Source organism: Serratia sp. TSA_130.1, from assembly GCF_052691795.1.
The window spans coordinates 654572-676225 of sequence record NZ_JBQZFS010000001.1; the positions used below are offsets into that span (position 1 = coordinate 654572).

Genomic DNA, 21654 nt, shown 5'->3' on the forward strand with positions numbered 1-21654 from the left:
CGCTTGAGCTTATGAACCAGGCTCATGAATCAAACGTCATCGTTGAGCACTTGTCCGATCGCCTCCTCACACTGCAAAATATTATGATGATGACAGGCCAGCGGGATAATCTTGAGCTGCGCGCAAACCGCGCCCAGTCCATTATCTTCCAGCGCCAGCAGCGGCGCCGTTATCGCCTCCGGCAACTGCGGGTTACCCTCCGTCGCCTTAAACAGCGTCACTTTCGTGGTCTGCAATCGGCGGCTCAGCCTTCCCTCTGACAGCCGCCGCTCCGCCTGCCCGGCGGCCATGGCGCGTGTCGCCGCCTCGCCCTCGATGCCCAGCGCAGGCAGCAGTTGCTCCAGCGGCAGCTCCGCCGTGGTCTGCCGATAGAAGCTGTCCAGCAGATACAGCTGCACGTTACGGCAGCCGCGCGCCTCCAGGCGAGCGGCGATCTCCAGCGCGATGATGCCCCCCAGCGACCACCCGAGAATGCGCACCGGTCCGGCGTCTTGCAGCAGGCCGGCGGCAATCATGTCGTTCAAATACCGTTCGGCCAGCTCGCCGAGCGAGTCGATGGTCGGTTGATGGTAAAGATTATGGTTATCGACGCCATAGCAATTGAGTCGCCCTTGCAACGGCTGAGCGAAAGCATGAAACGCCTCCGCGCCCACCAGTGCCGGGTGGATCATCCACACCGCGGGCACGCCGTCTGTCCGACGGTTAAGCGGCATGACCAAACGGCGCTCGTTGGCGGCCAGCAGATTTTTCAGGGTGCGGCTTTGCAACAGCTGCACCACCGGCACCGGCGCGGCCATCAGTGCCCCCATGCCGACGCACAGGGAGATCGCCTTGATCGAGGTGCCGCCCAGCAGGAAGAAATCGTCCGTCATGCCGACCTGCTCGCACTGCAGCGCCTCCTGCCACAATGCGCACAACTGCTGCTCCAGCGCGTTCGCGGGAGCGACATAGGCCTGCGGCTCATTCGCCGTCGGCGCCGGCAACGCCTTGCGATCCAGCTTACCGCTGGAGTTGTACGGCAACGCTTCCAGCCGCACCAGGGCCGCAGGCAGCATGTATAGCGGCAATTGCCCGCTCATAAAGGCCAGCAGCGCCGACTCCTCCAGCGGCGCCTCACTGACGTAATACAGCGCCAGACGCTGCCGATGCGCCTCTGACAGCACCACGGCGCAGCAGGATTTGATCGCGCCGAACGCCAGCGCACATTGCTCGACCTCCCCCAGCTCGACGCGGTAGCCATTGATTTTCACCTGAAAATCCATACGGCCGAGGAACTCCAGATTGCCGTCCGGCAAATAGCGCCCGGCATCGCCGGTGCGATAAAGCCGCTCCCCCAGTTCCGGATGGTAGATGAATTTTTCCTCGGTCAGCGACGGATTGCGGTAATAGCCGCGCGCCACGCCGGCCCCACCGATGTACTGCTCCCCCGGTAAGCAGGGCGGCAACACGCGCAGATGGCGATCCAGCACATAGAAACGCTGATGGGCCATCGCCCGGCCATAAGGCACGCTGGGCGCCAGGATCGGCGTTTCCGGAATGTCGTACAAAATCGACCAAATGGAGCTTTCGGTCGCGCCCCCGGCGCTGACTACCCGGCACCCTGGCCGCCATTGGCGAATGCGCGCCGGCAGTGAACGCGAGATCACCTCACCCACCAGCACCACGTTGCGCAGATGCGGCCACTGCGCCTGCGACGCGGCGGACTCCAGCTGCTCCACCAGCAGCGTCATCACCGAAGGCGCGGAATTCCAGAAGGTCACCCCCTGAGTCATCAACAACCGATGCCACGCCTCCGGCTGATAGCGTTCGGTTTCGGACGGCATCACGATGGCGCCGCCCACCGACAGCAGGCCGAAAATATCGAACACCGAAATGTCGAAGCTCAGCGCGCTGAGCGCCAACCCGCGATCGTCCGCGCCGAGTTCCAGCTGGTGCAAGGTATCGATGATGCTGTTCACCGCGCCGCGATGTTCTATCGCCACCCCTTTCGGCGTGCCGGTAGAACCGGAGGTGAAAATCACATAGGCCAGCGCGGAAGGCGCCGGCAAGACCGGCTCACCCGGCGGCGCCGGCGGTAACGCGTTGACCGCACCTTGCGGATCGATCGTCAACAGTCTGGCGTTACCGTGGGCCGCCCACGCCCGGCTGCTGAGGATAATCCGGGTCTGCGACTGCGCGACGATATCCAGGCGGCGGCGTTCCGGCCAGGCGCCGTCCAGCGGCAAATAGGCCTTGCCGGCCATCAGGATCGCCAGCACCGCAATGATTTGCGCCCGCCCTTTGTCCACCATCACCGCGATGGTGTCGGCGCGCATATCCGCATGCTCGCGCAGCTGCAACGACAACGCCAACGCACGCCGATACAGCTCACCGTAGTTCAGCTCACCCCATTCATCGACGATCGCCACCCGCTGCGGATCGCGCTCGGCCTGACGGATAAAATCATGATGGATGGCGCGTTCGAAATCGTAGGCCGGCGGACAGGATTGACGGAAGGCGCGCTGCCGCGCCGTTTCACTCGCCGATACCAGCGCCAACTGACTGACGCGCTGCTCCCCGTGATTGACGATCTGCGTGAGGATCGTCAGATAATACTCACCCAACAGCGCCAGCGTGGCCGGTGCAAACAGGGCGGTGGCATAGTTGAAGATCGCCCTGCCGCCTTGCGGCGCCGACTGTATGCTCAGCGTCAAATCGAATTTGGCCGCCTGATAGTGTGTCAACAGATCCTGCGGCGCCAGCCAGGCCGGCGCTTCACCCGCCTCTTCCAGCGCGAACAGCGTCTGAAACAGCGGATGGCGCGACAGATCGCGCGGCACCTGCAGCAGCTCAATCAACTGATCCAACGGTAAATTCTGATGCCGCTGCGCCTGCAGCACGCCATCAAAAACCCGATGCACATAATCGTTCAGCGACGCTGCATCGTCTATTTGCGAGCGCAACGGCAGCGTATTGACGAAGAATCCGATCGCCGAGCGGGTCTCCGCCACCGGCCGGTTAGCGACCGGCGTGCCGACCAGAATGTCTTGCTGGCCGCTGAAGTAACCGAGCAGCAGATTAAAGGCCGCAAGATACAGCGCAAACGGCGTGACGCCTTGCCGCCGGGCGAACTGCGTCGCCTGCATCGTCAGGGCCTCCGGCAGCGCGATGACGTGATTGGCGCCGCGATGATCGAAGCGCGCCGGCCGCACGAAATCGAGCGGCATCTCCAGCGCCTGCCACCCATCCAGCGCTTGTCGCCAATACGCTTTCGCCTCATCCGCCAACGCGGAGTCCAGCCAGCGCCGCTGCCAGACGGCATAGTCGCCATATTGCAACGGCAACGCCGCCAGCTCAGCCTCCCGCCCTTGCCGCTGCGCCTGATACAGCGCATCCAACTCCTGCAGCAGCACCGGCTGCGACCAGCCGTCAAACGCCAGGTGGTGCACCAGGATCAGGCTGTAAGTCACCCGCCCGCCATCAGGCTGCGCCACCTGGTAAACGCTCGCTCTGATCGGCAACTCCGCCTCCAGGGCAAACGGCCGATCGATATCCTGCCGCAGTCTGTCCGGCCAGCGCGCCGCCTCCAGCGCCACGCGCTCCAGCGAAAGCGTTTGTTCACAGGCCCGGGCGACGGCAATTTGGGACGGCTTCTGGGCAATCAGGCTGTGCAACACCTGATGCCGGGCGACGACCGCCTGCAGACTGCGCTCGTAAGCCGTCAGACAGACCTCCTCGCCGAGACGGAACAGCATCGGCACATGATAAAGATTGCCGCCGCCGTTCAGGTTCTCGATAAACCACAGCTGCAGCTGTGAAGCGGAGAGCGGATACTCGCGTTGCCGCAGCGGCGGGATCGACATCGGCGCGGCGCCCTCCCCCTGCCGCAGCAACGCACGGCACAATGAACGGATCGTCGGGAACCGGCCCAGCTCGCTCAACGTCACCTCGATCCCCAACCGTTGACCGAGCTGGTAACAGACCTGGATCGCCAGAAGGGAATTGCCGCCCAGCGAGAAGAAATTGTCCTCCACGCCGATATCCTGCCGCTGCAACAGATCGCGCCACACCGCCAGGCAAGCGTTCTCCCGCTCGTTCTGCGCCGCGACGAACTCGCGCGCCGTCCTTTTCGGCGGCGGCAACGCCTGTCGGGCTATCTTGCCGTTTTCGGTCAGCGGCAGCTGTGCCAGCTGCATCAGCGCCTGCGGCACCATGTAAGGAGGCAGTTGGCTGCTCAAATGCTGCGCCAAATCCTGCGGGGCGATCGCCTCATCGGCAACGAAGTAAGCGGCCAGACAGGGCTGAGGGTCGGTGACGAGCACGCAACAACAGGCGATCACCCCCGGATAGGCAAGCGCGGCATGCTCTATTTCACCCAGCTCGATACGGTAGCCGTTCAGCTTGACCTGCTGATCGAGACGCCCCAGGAACTCCACATTGCCGTCCTCGAGCCATCGGCCCGCGTCGCCGGTGCGATACACCCGCTCCTGCAGCTCCTCATGCCAGAAGAAACTCTCGGCGGTGCGTTGCGGATCGCCGTAATACCCGCGCGCCAACCCTTCACCGGCCAGATAGATCTCCCCGCGCACGCCCGGCGCCGCGGGCCGTCGTCCGGCATCCAGAATGTAGCAACGCTGGTGCGGCAACGGTTTACCGTAAGGGATGCTGACCGAGCGAATTTTCTCGCCTCGCGGCACCTCATACAGCATGGTGAAGATCGCCGCCTCCGTAGCGCCGCCGGCGCTGCAGAAGCGGACGTGCGGCGCCCAGGCCAGGCAGCGTTCCGGCAGCGAGGTGGCGATCCAGTCGCCCCCCACCATCACCGCCCGCAGCGCCGGCGCAGGCCCGACCGCCAGCCCCGCGCCGTTTACATAGTCCAGCAACAGCTCCATCAGGGCCGGTGCGCTCAACCATTGCGTCACTCGATGTGTCATCATCAGCTGATACCAGGCTTGCGGATTGACCCGATCTCGCTCGGCCGGCATCACAACCGCGCCGCCCGCGCTCAACGGGCTGAAAATATCGAAGATCGCCAGATCGAAGCTCAACGCGCTGAGCGCCAGGCTGCGATCCCGCTCGTTGAACCCAAAATACCGCCGAACGCCTTCCAGCATGTTCACCGCGCTGCGATGTTCGATCGCCACGCCCTTGGGCGTGCCGGTCGAGCCCGAAGTGAAAATGATATAGGCCAGGCTGTCAGGACCGGCCTCCACCGCCGGCAGGCGCCTCTCCGGCAGCGGCAACTGCGCCGCCAGCCCGTCGGCATTCAGTTCGACCAGGTTGATTTCGTCGCAGGCCCAGGGCGCATCGCTGAGCAACGTATTGATGCCGGCCTGCGCCATCACCTTCAGCCGCCGCTGCGGCGGCCATGTCGCCTCCATCGGCAAAAACGCCTTGCCGCACATCAGCGCCGCCAACAGGGCGATCGGCTGCCGGCGCCCCTTGTCGGCAACGACGGCGATGGCGTCGCCGGTCATCTTGCCCTGCACACGCAGTTGAGTGGCCAGCGTTAACGCCGCCTCGTGCAGTTCGCCGTACGTCATTTCCCCCTGCGCGTCGATCACCGCGACGGCCTGCGGATTGCGCTGCGCATGCCGCACGAAATCCTGTTGCAGGCAGCGTTCAAACGCATAGCTAAAGGCCGGCGCCGCAGGCAGCGCCGGGCTCTGCGGCTGCAGACGAATATTTTCCAGCGGCCAGTCATCGTGGCGCGCCATCTGTTGCAATAGGGCGAGATAGTAGCCGGCCAACCGATCCATCGACGCTTTGCTGAACAGCGCCGACGCGAAGTTGAAGCGCGCGCGCATCTGCTCCCCCTGCGGCGTCAGCGTGAGCGTCAGATCGAACTTGGCAGTGCGCTCATCCGCGCTCAGATCGACCACCGACAGCCAGTCCGGACGCGCCGGTGCGCCGCTCTCGCCCTCCAGCGCGAACATGACCTGGAACAGCGGATGCCGCGAAAAGTCGCGCGGCAGCGCCAGAGCGTCCACCAGCGCCTCCAGCGACAGCGTCTGATGCTGCTGCGCCCGCAGCGTCGTGGCCGCAACCTCTCGCACAAACTCGGCAACGCCCTGACGGGGGTCGATCTGCCGGCGTAAAGGCAGCGTATTGACAAAGAACCCGATCAGACTCCCCAGCTCAGGGCGATTGCGGTTCGCCAGCGGCGTACCCACCATGACATCGTTCTGACCGCTGTAGCGGGCAAGCAACAGCATGAACCCCGCCAGCATCACGGCATGCAGCGTCACGCCCTCTCGGCGCGCCAACGCCTCCAGCGCCTTCACCAGCGCCGCCGGCAGCGGCACTTCGCTGTTGTCGCCGCGTACGTCGAAGACCGCCGGCCGCAAAAAATCCACCGGCAGCGAGAGCGGCTGCCAGCCCGCCAGCTCTCGTTGCCAAAAGGCCAATTCGTCGGCCCGGCGCTGCACATTTTCCGGCGCGTGTTGCCAGCACGCATAGTCGAGGTATTGCAGCGCCGGCTCTGTCGCCTTACGCCACGTTCCCCGATAGCGCGCGTCCAGTTCCTGCAGCAGCACCTCAAGCGACCAACCGTCAAAGACGATGTGATGGAATACCAACAGACAAACGGCCGTTTCCCCGCCCGCCGCATCGCGGTAACGATAGCGCGTGGCGCGCAGCGGCAGCTCGCGCGTCAAATCCATCGGCCGGCTGCAGGCCTGCGCCAGCGCCATGTCAAACTCAGCGCCGCTCACCGTCAGCAAAGGCACCGGCAGCACGGCGTCGCTGACCCACTGGCTGGCTTCGCCCCGCTCATTCTGGCGAATCAGGCTACGCAGGATCTGGTGGCGCTCGACGATCGCCTGCAGACAGTCCGCAAAACGTTGGTCATCGATGTCCGGCGCCAGCCGCAGCAGCACCGGCGACAGATAGTGCGTGGCGTCCGCCGACAGTTGCTGAACAAACCACAATCGCGACTGCTGAAGCGACAACGGCCCCTCCCGCAGCCCGCCGGCGAGGATGGGCGGCTCATCCGACGGCGCCTGCCGTTGAGCGGCGATATGCTCGCTCAGCGCGGCCACCGTCGGATGCTGATTCAACGTCAGCACCGAGATCTTCGCCCCCGGCAATTTATTCACTTCGTGACACAGCCTGATGGCCATAATGGAGTTGCCGCCGAGGCGGAAGAAGTTGTCGTCCATGCCGACATGGCCGCCCAGCAGCCGATTGAACAGTGTAGAAAGCTGAGTCTCCAGCGGCGTGCCCGGTTGGCGAAACGCCGTTTGCCGCTCGACCGGCAGTGGTTCCGGCAATGCCCGGTAATCGACCTTGCGGCTCACCGTCAGCGGCAGCGCCGACAGCGCCGACAGCGCCGACGGCAACATATAATGCGGCAGCTGCGCCGCCAGGCGTTGCAAGAGGTCGCCGGCCTGCGGCGTCGCGCCGGGCTTCGGCACATACCAGGCCGCCAGTTGGTCCGTCGTGCCGGGGCGCAGGGTCACCACCGCCTCGGCCACCTCGGGCAGCGCGCGCAGCTGCATTTCGATCTCGCCCAACTCGATGCGATAGCCGTTGATCTTGATCTGCTGGTCGTGTCGCCCAAGATAGTCCAGGCTGCCGTCGGCCAAGCGCCGTACCCGGTCGCCGGTGCGATACAGGCGCCGGTAAGGCTCACGCAGTTCAAAAGGATTGGCGACGAATGCGGCTTCCGTCAGCGCCGGCAGGTTCAGGTATCCGCGCGCCAGGCCGACGCCGGCCAGACACAGCTCGCCCTCCGCCCCCAGCGGCATTAGATTGTCATGCTCGTCAACCACATAACAACGCATATTGGCGATGGCGTGGCCGATATTGCGCGCGCCGTTGCGGCGATAGATATTCAGACTGGCGCTGACCGAAGCCTCGGTCGGGCCGTACAGATTGGCAACCTGCATGCCGCAGGCCAGGTAATGGTCGAGCGCCTCCTGCGCGGTCGCCTCGCCGCCGGTCGCGAGATAGCGCACCGAAGCCGGCAGGTCTGGCAAGGTGCCAAGCAGCGCCGGCGGCAGGAAACAGGCTTCGATGCCCCAGGCCGCCATTTGGCCGCACAACAGCGCCGGATCGCGCCGCTGCGCCTCGCCCGCGATGAACAGCCGGTGGCCGTTGCTCAGGGCCATGAACACTTCAAACACGTGCGCGTCAAAGGCCAGCGACGCGAACTGCAGGCAGTTGAGCGCGCCCGATTCATTGCGCAGCAAACGCTGCGTATGACCCCACACCATGTTGGCCGCGCCCCGGTGTTCACACAGCGTGCCTTTCGGCCGCCCGCTGGTGCCGGAGGTGTAAATCACGTAGGCCAATTGCCGGGCTTCGACATTCGGCAGGCTCGCGGCATCCGCATCGGCAAGCGGTTCATCCGCCGCCAGGCAAACGCCGTCCGGCGCCAGTCGCTGCGCCGCCCCTTGCAATGCGCTTTCCGTCAGGACGATGGGGCTGTTCACCTCTTGCAGAATATATTCCAGGCGCTGCGCCGGTGCCGCGGGATCCAGCGGCACATAGGCGCCGCCCGCCTTCATGATGGCCAGCATCGCCACCACCGCTTCCGCGCTGCGCTGCAGATACAGCGGGATCAGCGTCTCTGGCGGCATGGCGGCGCCGCGCAACCGGCGATATTCTTCCCGCAGCCGTAACGCCAGGCGATCGCTGCGCTGCGCCAGTTGGCGGTAGCTGAGCGAACCGTTGGCATCGGTTACGGCGATGCGTTCCGGATGACGGCGCGCCTGGCGGGCCACGCCGTCGAGCAGTGTCGCCCCTGGGTCGGCCGTGTCCGGCTCGCTCTCCCAGGCGTCGCGGCAGCGTAAAACCTGCTGCGCCGTGAGCTGCGGCCACGCGGCTATCGGCGCGTCCGGTTCGGCTAGCGCACGCTGCAATAGCCCGAGATACTGCTCCGCCATCTCCGCCATTTGCGTGGCGTCGAACAGATCGGGCCGATAACGCAGGCGAAACTCAAAGGCCTGCTCGGTCGGCTGATACTCCAGCAGCAGTTCCGAACCGGCCAGATCGACGTTGTAACGGTGATTGACGCCGATGCGGCAACCGTCAAGCGCCAGCGGCGCATCTTTCAGGTAAGCCTGAGTGAAATTGACGTTCAGCTCGCGCACCGGGCTGAGGTTCAGCATGTCATAAACCGGCAATTGGCTGTGCCGCAGCTTGCCCGTCACCTTGAGCGCTTTGCTGTAGGCCAGCGTCGCGCGGTACAGCTGGTTGAATGTGGCTTGCGGGGCGAGCGTTAAGGGAAACACCGCGGTGTTGACCTGGGCGCCGAAGAACAGCGGCTCGCCGCCGTCCGGCGCGACGGGATAACCGATATGCACCGTGTCCTGCGCGGATTGCCGGGCGATCAGCAACGCCCACAGCGTTTTGAATATCAGGAATGGGTTGGCATACCTGACGCCGGACTTCAGCGCCTGCCACTCGGCGAACGGCAACGTAAAGCGCACTTCGCCGGCGCCGGGTGCTTCGGGGGCTTCACCGGGGAGATAAGGCAACGCTACGCGCGGGGCGCATTCGGCCAACCGGTCGCCCCAGAATGACGCGGAAGCGAAGTCCTGCTTCAACGCCGCGATATCCGCCTCATAGCGCCGGTACAATCGACAAATGTCCGTTTCATTCGCCTGCGGCGGCGCCACGGCCGCCCCGCGATTGTAATAGGCGGAAACGGCGTTGTAGAACTCCTGGCCGGACAGGCCGTCGATCAGGATATGATGAACGACAATGATCAAATTATAGCGCTGCGGCGCCAACTCAATCAGGTAGAAGCGGCACAGCGGCCCCTCCCGGAGATCGAACGGCGTATTGATTAATTTACCGGCATCGCAATCGGCATCAAGCGTTTCCAACGCAATTTTCTTCTCCGTCTTTACCCAGCGTAATTGCGGCGAGCTGTCGTCGAGGACATGGTGAAACAGAATATAGTCCCGGCACACGCCCTCGACCGCCGCGCGCAGTCGATCGACGTCCAGCGCCCCCTCAATGGTCTGATCCAGCACCAGGTTGTACTCGCAGGAGTGTGGATTGAGGACGTATTCATTCCAAAACGTGTGGGTATAGGGTGAAGCGATGATCGCGCCCATGAATCAATTCCCTTTTAATATATTCCAATAATATATGAATAGATATTTATGCATGGCATAAATACCGTGATGGTTATGCGATTGAGCTGTTAGGCGAAAACTTAAAAAACATAAGAGCGAATATTATTTTATTTTTATAAAAAATAAAGCCACAAAAACACAAATAAACTAAAACCAACAAAAACAATGAAATAAAAAATAATTTGTCATTTCAAAATGATTCACGGATTTTCATTCATAAATAAAATAACTATTGTAAATAAATTAAAAACAAAGATAGGAATATATTTAATATAAATAAATTTAATTTAAAGGCATCGCAGGAAAAGCGATAAAAAAGAGAATCTTCTTAAATGAAAACCCGCATCTTTCAGTTGCGCTATTCCAAAGCGTACGGTGTCGGAATATCCTATACTCGTTGCAGGATGCAGTTTCCCTCCCATTGAATGCCAGTACAGGGAGTCACAAATGGCTATTTTCGCCCACTTGCGGGCAATTTTTTCAGCATTATTGGCAGAATTATCTGATGAATAAAAAACGTCCCGTCTTGACCCCGGCAACCCTGTTATTGCTGCAGCCGGTCTGCATCGGTTCGGCCCTGGCGGCGGATCAGAAAGACAGCGATACGCTGGTGGTAATGGCGCAACCCATCGGATTGACCGAGCTGGGATCGCCGGTGTCCGTTAGCGTGATCGACGGCCAGGACCTGCGCAACGCCGCACCGCAGATTAACCTGTCGGAAAACCTTGGCAGCGTGCCGGGCCTGCAGCTTCAAAACCGACAAAACTATGCGCAGGATCTGCAGCTGTCGATACGCGGATTCGGCAGCCGATCGATGTTCGGCGTGCGCGGGGTGCGCATGTACGTCGACGGCATCCCCGCCACCATGCCCGACGGCCAGGGACAAACCTCCAACATCGACATCAACTCCGTCGAGCGCATCGAGGTGCTGCGCGGCCCCTATTCCGCGCTGTACGGCAACGCTTCGGGCGGGGTGATCAACGTTGACACCCAGACCGGCGCCCAGCCGCCAACGCTGGAGGCCGGCAGCTATTTCGGCAGCGACAACACCTGGCGCTACGGGGTGAAAGCGACCGGCGCCACCGGCGACGGCACCCAGGCCGGCGACGTCAACTACGCTATCTCCGGCACCCGCTTCACCACTCAGGGCTATCGCGATCACAGCGCCGCGCGGAAAAACCTCGGCAACGGCAAGCTCGGCGTGCGGTTGGACGACGTCAGTACCCTGACGCTGATGTTCAACAGCGTCTCCATTGACGCCGGCGATCCGGGCGGACTGACCGAAGCGGAATGGAAGGAAAACCCGCGCCAGGCGCCGCGCGCGGATCAATACAACACCCGCAAGTCGCTCGATCAGACCCAGGCCGGCCTGCGCTATCAGCGCCAGATGAGCGAGCGCGACGAACTGACGCTGACCGCCTACCACGGCGAGCGCCACACCACGCAGTACCAATCCATTCCACGCGGGCCGCAGCTTAACCCTACCCACGCCGGCGGGGTGATCGTGCTGGAAAGAAAATATCAGGGCATTGACACTCGCTGGAAGCATGAGGATACTCTCGCCTCGTTACCGGTAACACTGATCGGCGGTCTGGATTATGAAACCATGACCGAACGCCGGCAGGGGTTTGAAAACTTTATTCTGCGAGACGGCACAGTGGACTACGGCGAGAAAGGCGACCAGCGGCGCAACGAGAAAAACCGCATCTGGAACCTGGATCCTTACCTGCAAACCTCCTGGCAACTGACGCCGCACTGGACGCTGGACGCCGGCCTGCGCTACAGCACGGTTAGCTTCGACTCGACCGACTACTACATCACGCCGCGCAACGGCGACGACAGCGGCAGCAAACGCTACCACCAGTGGCTGCCGATGGGCTCGCTCAACTATAAAATCAATCCGGCGTGGAACGTTTATCTCTCAGCCGGCCGCGGCTTTGAAACCCCGACCATCAACGAACTCTCCTATCGCCCCAACGGCCAGGCCGGCCTGAACATCGGTCTGCAGCCGTCCACCAGCGACACCGTCGAACTGGGCAGCAAACTGCGCCTCGGCAACGGCCTGGTGAGCGCCGCCCTGTTCCAGACCGATACCGACAACGAGCTGGTGGTGGCGGAAAGCAGCGGTGGGCGCACCAGCTACGCCAACGCCGGCAAAACCCGGCGGCGCGGCCTGGAACTGGCGCTGGATCAAGAGTTCGCGCTGGACTGGCGCCTGCATATGGCCTGGACGCTGCTGGACGCCACCTACCGCAGCGAGATGTGCGGCAAAGCCGTTTGTACCCCGGCCCAAACCATTCCCGCCGGCAATCGCCTGCCGGGCATCGCCCGCAACATGGGCTACGCCTCGCTGGCCTATGCCCCGCCGGAAGGCTGGCACGCCGGCGCGGAACTGCGCTACATGAGCGACATTCAGGCCAATGACGCCAACAGCGCGCAGGCTCCCTCTTACACCGTGGCCGGCGTAAACGCCGGTTATCGCTTTACCTGGAACCGCTGGGCGCTGGACGTGTTCAGCCGGGTGGACAATGTTTTCGATCGCCGATACGTCGGTTCGGTGATCGTCAACGAAGGCAACGGCCGCTACTTCGAGCCGGCGCCGGGGCGCAACTGGGGTGGCGGCGCCACCTTGTCTTATCGCTTTGAATAAGGCAAAGCACCTTAAGGTTAAAAAACGGGATGGGTTTTACGTCACCCTAGCGGCTTCTCGCTGAAATAATAGGGAGAAACCGCGTGTTTTTTCCGATTTGGCTTAATCTCTAAATCGGGGACTTTCATTTTTGGTAAGGGTATTGCTATGCAAAATAAAGCGTCACTATCGCCGCTTATCGTCATAACGGCGCTGTTTGCCGCGCTGAGCGGGCTTTATCTGCTCGGCGGCGGCATCTGGCTGGCCAAGTTGGGCGGTTCGCTGTATTACATCATCGCCGGGCTGGTGCTGCTGGCGACTTCCTGGCTGCTGTTCCGCCGCCGCGCCACCGCGCTGCTGCTGTACGCGGTATTCCTGCTGGGCACCACGATTTGGGCCCTGTGGGAAGTGGGCCCGGACTTCTGGGCGCTGACGCCGCGCCTGGACGTCACCTTCTTCTTCGGCCTGTGGCTGGTGTTGCCGTTTATCTACCGCAAGCTGGTGGCCAACGGCAAATTCGCCTACGGCGCGCTGAGCGCGGCGCTGGCGATCACCGTCATCGCGCTGGCCTATGCCGTGTTCAACGATCCGCAAGAGATTAACGGCACCCTCGACGCCGCCCAGGTACAACCGAAAGACGCCACCGGCGCCGACTGGCCGGCCTATGGCCGCACCCAGGAAGGCACCCGTTACTCGCCGCTGAGCCAGATCAACGACAAAAACGTTGGCCAGCTGCAAGAGGTTTGGCGTTTCCAGACCGGCGATCTGAAGACCGCCAACGATCCGGGTGAGATCACCAACGAAGTCACGCCGATCAAGATCCGCGATACCCTTTACATGTGTACGCCGCACCAGAAGCTGTTCGCGCTGGATGCCGCCACCGGTAAAGAAAAATGGAAGTTTGATCCGCAGCTGAAATACAACCCAACCTTCCAGCACATCACCTGTCGCGGCGTGTCTTACCACGAAACCGCCGCAGCCGCAGGCGCCGCCGGCGACGCCGCTCCGGCGATGTGCGCACGCCGCATCATTCTGCCGGTCAACGACGGCCGTCTGTTCGCACTGGACGCCGAAACCGGCAAACCCTGCCCGGACTTCGCCAACAACGGTGAGCTGAACCTGCAGAGCAATATGCCGTATGCGACGCCGGGCCACTACGAGCCGACCTCGCCGCCGGTGATCACCGATAAAGTGATCGTCGTCGCCGGTGCCGTGACCGACAACTACTCCAACCGCGAGCCTTCCGGCGTGATCCGCGGCTTCGACGTCAACAGCGGCAAGCTGCTGTGGGCCTTCGATCCGGGCGCGAAAGATCCGAACGCCATCCCGGCGGACGAGCACCACTTCGTGCCGAACTCGCCGAACTCCTGGGCGCCTGCCGCCTATGACGCCAAGCTGGATATCGTTTACCTGCCGATGGGCGTTTCCACTCCGGACATCTGGGGCGGCGATCGCACCCCGGAAATGGAACGCTACGCCAGCGGCCTGCTGGCGCTGAACGCCTCCACCGGCAAACTGGCCTGGTTCTATCAGACGGTCCACCATGACCTGTGGGATATGGACGTGCCGGCGCAGCCGACCCTGGCGGACATTACCGACAAGAGCGGTAAAAAAGTGCCGGTCATCTATGTGCCGACCAAAACCGGCAACATCTTCGTGCTGAACCGTACCAACGGCGAACTGGTGGTGCCGGCACCGGAGAAACCGGTACCGCAAGGCCCGGCCAAGGGCGATCGCCTGTCACCGACCCAGCCGTTCTCCGAGTTGACCTTCCGTCCTGAGAAGAAACTGACCGGCGCCGACATGTGGGGCGCGACCATCTATGATCAGCTGGTCTGCCGCGTGATGTTCCACAGCCTGCGTTATGAAGGCACCTTCACCCCGCCTTCCGAGCAGGGCACGCTGGTGTTCCCGGGTAACCTGGGCATGTTCGAATGGGGCGGCCTGGCCGTCGATACCGATCGCGAAATCGCCATCGCCAACCCGATCGCGCTGCCGTTCGTCTCCAAACTGATCCCGCGCGGCCCAGGCAACCCGATTGAGCCGCCGGAAGGCGATAAAGGCGGCAGCGGCACCGAGTCCGGCGTACAGCCGCAGTATGGCGTGCCGTTCGGCGTCACCCTGAACCCGTTCCTGTCGCCGTTCGGCCTGCCGTGCAAACAGCCGGCCTGGGGTTACATTTCCGCCGTGGATCTGAAAACCAACGACATCGTGTGGAAAAAACGCATCGGCACCGTGCGCGACAGCTCACCGTTGCCGCTACCGTTCAAAATGGGCATGCCGATGCTGGGCGGCCCGGTGACCACCGCCGGTAACGTGTTCTTCATCGGCGCCACCGCGGACAACTACCTGCGCGCCTTCAGCGTGACCAACGGTGAAAAACTGTGGGAAGCGCGCTTGCCGGCCGGCGGCCAGGCGACGCCGATGACCTATGAGGTCAACGGCAAGCAGTACGTGCTGATCTACGCCGGCGGCCACGGTTCCTTCGGCACCAAGCTGGGCGACTACGTGGTCGCTTACGCCCTGCCCGATCAGAAGTAACCACCGCCGTTATTACCCCGCAAAGCACGCCGCAAGGCGTGCTTTTTCTTTTCCCGCCCCGCCGGCTGCCCCCTCGCAATACCCTTAATTTTTTCACCTCCATTATTGATAATGGTTATCATTCGCAATATTATACCTCTGCGGCCCCGGCAGCGGCTGCGATCCTCTCCAGCTTAATGGGCAATACAACGATCGGCCGCCTTCAGGCGGCCCTATTCGGAGGCGCATGGTCGACCATACTCGGAAGCATCGAAAGAAGATTCTGCAAGCGGCGGTGAAAACGCGACGCGCCGGCCTGACGTTCGCGCCGGCATCGCCAGCCACGTCGCCCTTTATCGGCCAGCACCGCCAGACGCAAGCCGTACTGATACACCTGATCGGCCATGATGACGCCCAGGAGGAACATGAATGAACCTGCAGCCCTTTACCGCCATGCTGATGTTCGCCTATGTGCTGCTGATGGTGCCGCTGCTCTACGTCATCGACAGCCGCCTGAGCGCCAGCAAACTGGTGCGCAAAGCCACGCAAAACCTCATCATCATCGCCTTGACGCTGTTGTTCTTCAGCGCGATGACGCTGCTGTATTGACCTTGCCGCGGCTGTCGGCGGCGGATCGTCACCCGGCGTCCGTGCGCCTGGCCCGCGGATATTTCCACAGCCAGCGCCCGCTGACCATGCGCCAGTAGAATAAGGCGCCGCGCACCGCCCAATCGAGGAACATCCCCAACCAGACGCCCACCACGCCCATGCCCAGTTCGATGCCCAACGCGTAGCCGGCCACCACGCGGCCCCCCCACATGCCGAGCATCGTCACCCACATGGCGAAGCGGGCGTCGCGCGCACCTTTCAACCCGGCGGGCAAGACCCAGGAAGCGGCCCAGATCGGCATAAAGGCGGCGTTGAGCCAGATCAGGGTTTTCACCACCGTTTTCACATCATCCTGCGAGGTATAAAACGCGGCGAACACCCCGGCCAGCGGCGCGGTGCCCCAGGCGATGGCGGTCAGCCCAAGGGTCGACAGCCAGAAAATATGGCGCAGCTGCCGCTCCGCCTGGCCGATCTCGCCTTTGCCGAGCCGCCGGCCGACGATAATGGTCGAGGCCGATCCCAACGCGTTGCCCGGCAGGTTGATCAACGAAGCGATGGAGAAAGCGATAAAGTTGCCGGCGATCACGTTGGTGCCCATGCCGGCGACAAACATCTGCGTCAACAGCTTGCCGCCGTTAAACAGTACCGACTCGACGCTGGCGGGAATGCCGATCCCCAACACTTCCCACAGGATGCTCATCTTGAGCGGCGTGAAATAGCTTTTCAACGTGATGTGCAGCGCCGGATTAAAGCCGATCGCCAGCACGTAGAGTATGGCGATGGCGCCGATATAGCGGGAAATCGTCAGCCCCAGCCCGGCGCCGACGAACCCCAGGCCATGCCAGCCCAGCATGCCGTAAATCAGGATGCTGCTGATGATGATATTGAGGATATTCATGCCGCCATTGATAAGCAGCGGGATCTTGGTGTTGCCCGCGCCGCGCAGGGCGCCGCTGCCGATCAACGCAATCGCCGCCGCCGGGTAGCTCCACACCGTGGTTTGCAGGTAAGAGAGCGCCAGCGCTTTCACCTCCGGCGAGGCCGCGCCGGCGATCACATCAATGATAGGCTCGCCCGCCAGGTGAATGCCCGCCGCCAACAGCAGCGCCACGCCGGTCATCAGCACCAGCGACTGACGCGCCGCCGCTCGCGCCCGCCGGCGATCGCGCTTGCCGAGGCTGAAGGCCACCACCACGGTGGTGCCGAGATCCACCGCGGCGAAAAAGGCGATGATCACCATGTTGAAACTGTCCGCCAGCCCCACCCCAGCCATCGCCTCTTTGCCGAGCCAGCTCACCAGAAAGGTGCTCAGCACCCCCATCAGCAGGACACAGGCGTTCTCCAGAAAGATGGGCACCGCCAGTGGCGTGATCTCGCGCCAGAACAGCACGCGGTAGCTTTTCCGTTTGGCGTACCAGCACGTATTTTCCACGCGCTGACGCAGTGCGGCATACAGGTTCAAGATGGGCTCGATGGGTAAAAGTGAAACATCATTTCAAATGATGATCGATAAATCGTTATCCTGCAAAGAATTTTGGGGCGCCCATGAAGCGCGCCCGAAAGGCATGCCGGCGCGCTACTCCATGTAATCTTCCTGATCGGCCTGCGCCGCCGCGATAAAGCGGGCAGTACTGCGGCTGAGCGCAGCGCATTTTTCCGTCAGCAGCTGATTGTCCTGTTGCAGGGTCAGGTAACGCGCCTGGGTAAGCGCCGGCAACTGCCGATACCCTGCCGCCTGCGTGTCCCAGCCGCGGCGCTGCGCCGCGCGCATTGCGGTGCGCTGCAGCTTCACGTCGTCCGGTATCTCGCTGCGCCCGCAGTCCACGCGCAGGAAGTGTCCGCCGGCCAGCATCGAAGCGATGTGATCCAGCTGCGCCTGCAGCGGCGGCGCCGGTTTATGCGCCGTCTGCTGACAACCGGCGAGCAGCAGCAATGCCAGCGCGCCGCAAAGAGACGTGCGAAACAGAGTCAACATGGGGGCTCCGGGAAAACCTGTGGGTGATGAGATGATCTTAGGTGAGCGGACGTCGGGCGGCAAGGCGAGCAGCACGCGCGGCCCGCTTAACGTCGGCCGCTGCTGACCTTGGTGGCGCGGGCGGGGTTGCCGGCGACGAATTCCAGCGTGGGGGAATAGTAAAACGGCAGCCAGGCGTTATAGCCGCTCTCCCACTCCCATTTGACCGGGCAAGGCCACAGCATGTCTTCATGCAGGATGTAATAGATCCACCGCCCGGGCGGGCGGCGCGGTTTGCGCGTTTTCATAGCGGGTTCGACGGCCTGATGGAATGCGATAGGGTCAACTGCTGCATTTTACCGCGATTTTCGCCGTGGGGACAGCCTGCATTGCCGGCTTCGCCCCGGCGCCGGCAAGCGCCCTTTATTCACCGCCGCCTGCCGGCGCGCCGCTCTCGGCCCCCAGCACCACTACCCTGTCGGCCGAGTCGATGGTCGACTTTCTGTGGGCGACGATCACGCGCGTAATATTCAGCGAAGATATCGCCCGGTTGATCGCCGACTCATTCTCAACGTCCAGATGGCTGGTCGCTTCATCCATAAACAGCACACTCGGGCGGCGATAGAGGGCGCGCGCGATAAACAGACGTTGCTTTTGCCCGCCGGAGATGCCGTTGCCCAACTCGCCGATCAGGGTTTCGTAGCCCATCGGCATCTGCATGATTTCATCGTGGATATTGCTGTGTATCGCGCAGGCCATGATCAGCTCTTTATTGGCATTGACCTCAAACCCGCTGATGTTTTCCGCAATGGACCCGGAGAACAGCCGGTCGTCCTGCAGCACGCAGGCGATCGCGTTACGGTAGTTATTCACCCCGACTTTATGGATATCCATCGCGTCGGCCAAAACCTGGCCGGAAGTGGGGCTGAGCAAACCGCACATCACCTTCAGCAAAGTGGTCTTGCCCGCGCCGGAGGCGCCCACGACGGCCACGCTTTCGCCGGCCGCAATGCGCATGTTCAGGTCTTTGAAGATTGGCCGCGACAGCGCGTCATATTGATACGTAAGATTTTTTACCTCAATGGCAATCCCCGTGCCCGAGGGGAAAACCTGTCGCGGCGCGGACTCCGTCTCCGCATCGGTAAAGACGATGTCGGATATCCTCTCATTGTGCAGCGACAGCATGCGCAAGCCGATCGCCAGGTCGATCAGGCTCGAGGCCCGCTGAGAGAACTGGCCGCGATAGGCATTGAACGCCATGAACATGCCGAGCGTCATGGAATTGTCGATGACCATCATGGCGCCAAGCCACAGGATCGCCACCTGATCGAGCGTCGTGATAAAGGTATTGATCCCGCCGAACATCATATTGAATCGAGTGATTTTGATATTGGTATTGGCGGCATCGACGTTCAGATTGAGCCAATAGCTGGAGCGCGTTTCCTTGATGCCCAGCGCCTTGACGGTCGAGATGCCGTACAGCGTCTCCATGAAATGCGAGTTGGCCTTGGCCGCCTTGACGATCTGCTCCTCCGAGAATTGACGGTAGGTTCTGTAAGTCATCATCCTGATGAGGATGTAGATCAGAGTGAAGCCCGCCACGACCCAGACCAGCCAGCCGCCGTAGACCATCATCATCGCGAACAGCCCGACCGTCATGATGCCGTCGATGATCCCGCTGACGATATTATTGGTAAAGGTGGTTCTGATCGCATCCAGCGAGGAAAAGCGCGATTGAATGTCCCCCAGGTGCCGTTTCTCGAAAAAATCCAGCGGCAGCTTCATCAGGTGTTCAAACAGCGTCGTCTTCCACTGAATATCGGTCAGCGTCCCGAGCACGATGGAGATCCAGGCCCTGGCGATACTGACCACCGCGCGGAACAAGGTGAAGAAGATCAGCCCCAAACAGATGACCGTCAGCAGGCTGTAGTCATGCGCCTGAATGACATGGTCGGTCACCAGTTGCGTTCCCACCGGCAGCAGCAGGTTGACCGATTCGATGACTATCGATAACGCAAAGATCTTGAGCAGCGTCCCCGGCAGGCCCTCGATGTTTTTCATCAAATCCAGCAGGCGCAAACGGGTCTTGAGGGTCTCTTTTTGAAAGGCCCTGTCGGGCCACAGCTCCAACGCGATGCCGGTAAAGTGATTCGACATCTCCTGCAGCCCGATCACTCTGCGCCCGAAGGCCGGATCGTGAATGACAAAACCGGCGCGCTGCACCTTAACCAACACCACGAAGTGATTCATATTCCAGTGCAGTATGCAGGGCGTTTTCAGCTGATTGATTTCGTCGATGTCCAAGGACAAGGCGCGCGTCTTCAGCTGGATTTGCGACGCGATTTGAGAGATCGTCCCCAGGGTCGCACCCTGGGTGGAAATGCCGAATCGCTGCCGCAGGCTCAGCATATCCACATTAAACCCGTAATAGGAGGCGATCATGGCGAGGCACGCCAGGCCGCATTCCGATGACTCCGACTGCAAGATGCTCGGCACCCGCTTGCGCAGTGAGAATGTTAATTTCTCGTTGATCCGTTCAAAAAGATTATTGTCCTTCATCGACTCGCCCCACGACGCTGTTTTTTATGTCATACAAAGGCGCGATCGCCCACTGATAAAGCGGTTTCTTATCCAGGAAGACGATGACCCTGGCCTGCAGCCCGCTGCTGATTTCGAGATATTTGCCTTTATCGCTGAATTGCGTGTCGCTGATGGACGCCAGCACTTTGTAGTAGGCGTTCCTTTCCCTTTTATTTCCGCTGCTGTATTCCGACATTTCCTGCGGGGAGGCGGGGACCGACGAGATGGATTCTATTTTTCCCGGAAACTGACCGAATTTATCCGACGGGAAGGCTTCATAGCGAATGTTGATGCCATCGCCGATTTTCACGTAGGGCAAACTGTTATTCGGCAGCCATAAAACCAGATAATATTTGATGTTATCAATCGGTTTGATTTGCGCCAGACTGCTGCCGCTCTCGACCACCTGCCCGGCGGTCACGCTCAGCGACTCGATTTTCCCCTTGAGCGGCGCTTTGATAATGACCTGGCCGCCGGCATTGGACTCCGCCAGCTGGCGTTGTAAATCACTGCGTTGCGATTCGCTTTGCGATATCTGATTGTCGTAATCGGCGGCGCGAATCAGCAAATCGCTGCGCAACTGCGACAGTTGAATATTTTGCTGGATCTTTTGGCTGTAGAGCGCCTGATACGAGCTTTGCTGTTGTTGAAAGAGCGAGCGCTGATAATTTAACTGATCTTTGGTGATCAGGCCTTTCGTCAAATAGTGTTCGTAATTTTTCAGGCTATCGCGCATTTTATCCATCCCCTCTTTGGCGCTGAGGTTCAGTTTCTCGGTTTCTTTATAGGCGTTTTCATAGCTATTGATCTGTTTGCGCAAATTATCCAGCATGGCGGTTTTATTTTTATTCAGCTTGCTGATTATCGAATCCAGATTGCTAATCTGTTTGCTTATTTCGCTGGCCGCGATATGGCTGACATTGCCGGACGTGGTGCTTCTCGAGACATCAATCACATACAGCGGTTCGTCCTTTTCCACGACGTCACCGGCTTTATGGAATGCCTGGCTCACGTAACCGTATTGGGAGGAAAACACATTGGTGGAATGCGGGATGCTGATCACCTCGCCTTCAACATCGACCCGGCGCGTGTACTCGCAAAAATAGAGTGCGCCCGCCAGGATCAGAATAAAAGTGAAACAGGTGGCGGCAATCACATGGCTCGACGCGCCGGAAATTAACAGCGCCCTGCCGGTCCATCTTTGACGTTGATAATTGACCGCCTCCTGGCGGAAAATATTCCTGCTCTTATTATCACTCATAGGAAGAACCTGCGCTTGCCTGACCGGGAGACAG

The 21654-nt window shown here is 61.2% G+C and carries 10 protein-coding genes; 4 read left to right on the plus strand and 6 right to left on the minus strand.

All coding sequences use genetic code 11. The annotated features are described in order from the left end of the window. Positions 1 to 29: 29 nt before the first annotated feature. Positions 30 to 10046 carry a non-ribosomal peptide synthetase gene (locus tag ACUTQY_RS03120; protein WP_342188162.1) on the minus strand — a complete coding sequence of 3339 codons (10017 nt, stop codon included), beginning with the start codon at positions 10044 to 10046 and terminating at the stop codon, positions 30 to 32. A 526-nt stretch (positions 10047 to 10572) separates the two neighbouring features. Here ACUTQY_RS03120 and pqqU point away from each other — a divergent pair. The 4 genes from pqqU (at position 10573) to ACUTQY_RS03140 (ending at position 15825) form a co-directional block, all read left to right on the plus strand. Next, positions 10573 to 12717 carry a TonB-dependent receptor PqqU gene (pqqU, locus tag ACUTQY_RS03125; protein WP_033643633.1) on the plus strand — a complete coding sequence of 715 codons (2145 nt, stop codon included), beginning with the start codon at positions 10573 to 10575 and terminating at the stop codon, positions 12715 to 12717. 147 nt (positions 12718 to 12864) lie between these two features. Continuing rightward, entirely contained in the window at positions 12865 to 15237 is a 2373-nt protein-coding gene (locus ACUTQY_RS03130; protein ID WP_033650791.1) for a glucose/quinate/shikimate family membrane-bound PQQ-dependent dehydrogenase, read from the plus strand. Positions 15238 to 15463: 226 nt separating this feature from the next. Further along, a complete protein-coding gene (locus tag ACUTQY_RS03135; RefSeq protein ID WP_033643635.1) occupies positions 15464 to 15649 on the plus strand; it encodes a hypothetical protein in 186 nt (61 codons plus the stop codon). Then, positions 15646 to 15825: a hypothetical protein gene (locus tag ACUTQY_RS03140; protein ID WP_015378373.1), complete on the plus strand. Its 180-nt coding sequence runs from the start codon at positions 15646 to 15648 to the stop codon at positions 15823 to 15825. The genes ACUTQY_RS03135 and ACUTQY_RS03140 overlap by 4 nt, the downstream gene beginning before the upstream one ends. Before the next feature lie 28 nt (positions 15826 to 15853). Here ACUTQY_RS03140 and ACUTQY_RS03145 read toward each other — a convergent pair whose 3' ends face one another. From ACUTQY_RS03145 to ACUTQY_RS03165, 5 genes are all read right to left on the minus strand, one after another. Beyond that, a complete protein-coding gene (locus ACUTQY_RS03145; RefSeq protein ID WP_046687381.1) occupies positions 15854 to 17287 on the minus strand; it encodes an EmmdR/YeeO family multidrug/toxin efflux MATE transporter in 1434 nt (477 codons plus the stop codon). 114 nt (positions 17288 to 17401) lie between these two features. Then, positions 17402 to 17800 (minus strand): type II secretion system pilot lipoprotein GspS, encoded by a 399-nt coding sequence (gspS, locus tag ACUTQY_RS03150; RefSeq protein ID WP_033643644.1) that lies wholly within the window; start codon positions 17798 to 17800, stop codon positions 17402 to 17404. Between the two features lie 86 nt (positions 17801 to 17886). Continuing rightward, positions 17887 to 18087: a hypothetical protein gene (locus tag ACUTQY_RS03155; protein ID WP_015378375.1), complete on the minus strand. Its 201-nt coding sequence runs from the start codon at positions 18085 to 18087 to the stop codon at positions 17887 to 17889. A 115-nt stretch (positions 18088 to 18202) separates the two neighbouring features. Continuing rightward, entirely contained in the window at positions 18203 to 20338 is a 2136-nt protein-coding gene (locus tag ACUTQY_RS03160; RefSeq protein ID WP_004935271.1) for a peptidase domain-containing ABC transporter, read from the minus strand. After that, on the minus strand, positions 20325 to 21620 hold the full coding sequence (locus tag ACUTQY_RS03165; protein ID WP_004935276.1) for an HlyD family secretion protein: 1296 nt from the start codon (positions 21618 to 21620) through the stop codon (positions 20325 to 20327). Before ACUTQY_RS03165 ends, ACUTQY_RS03160 begins: the two co-directional genes overlap by 14 nt. Between the last annotated feature and the right edge of the window lie 34 nt (positions 21621 to 21654).

Excerpts from the sequence above, each read along its gene's own strand:
- ACUTQY_RS03155 (WP_015378375.1), bottom strand. The coding sequence starts at position 18,087 with ATGAAAACGCGCAAACCGCGCCGCCCGCCCGGGCGGTGGATCTATTAC.
- gspS (WP_033643644.1), bottom strand. The coding sequence starts at position 17,800 with ATGTTGACTCTGTTTCGCACGTCTCTTTGCGGCGCGCTGGCATTGCTG.
- ACUTQY_RS03160 (WP_004935271.1), bottom strand. The coding sequence starts at position 20,338 with ATGAAGGACAATAATCTTTTTGAACGGATCAACGAGAAATTAACATTC.
- ACUTQY_RS03130 (WP_033650791.1), top strand. The coding sequence starts at position 12,865 with ATGCAAAATAAAGCGTCACTATCGCCGCTTATCGTCATAACGGCGCTG.
- ACUTQY_RS03135 (WP_033643635.1), top strand. The coding sequence starts at position 15,464 with ATGGTCGACCATACTCGGAAGCATCGAAAGAAGATTCTGCAAGCGGCG.
- ACUTQY_RS03120 (WP_342188162.1), bottom strand. The coding sequence starts at position 10,046 with ATGGGCGCGATCATCGCTTCACCCTATACCCACACGTTTTGGAATGAA.
- ACUTQY_RS03165 (WP_004935276.1), bottom strand. The coding sequence starts at position 21,620 with ATGAGTGATAATAAGAGCAGGAATATTTTCCGCCAGGAGGCGGTCAAT.
- pqqU (WP_033643633.1), top strand. The coding sequence starts at position 10,573 with ATGAATAAAAAACGTCCCGTCTTGACCCCGGCAACCCTGTTATTGCTG.
- ACUTQY_RS03140 (WP_015378373.1), top strand. The coding sequence starts at position 15,646 with ATGAACCTGCAGCCCTTTACCGCCATGCTGATGTTCGCCTATGTGCTG.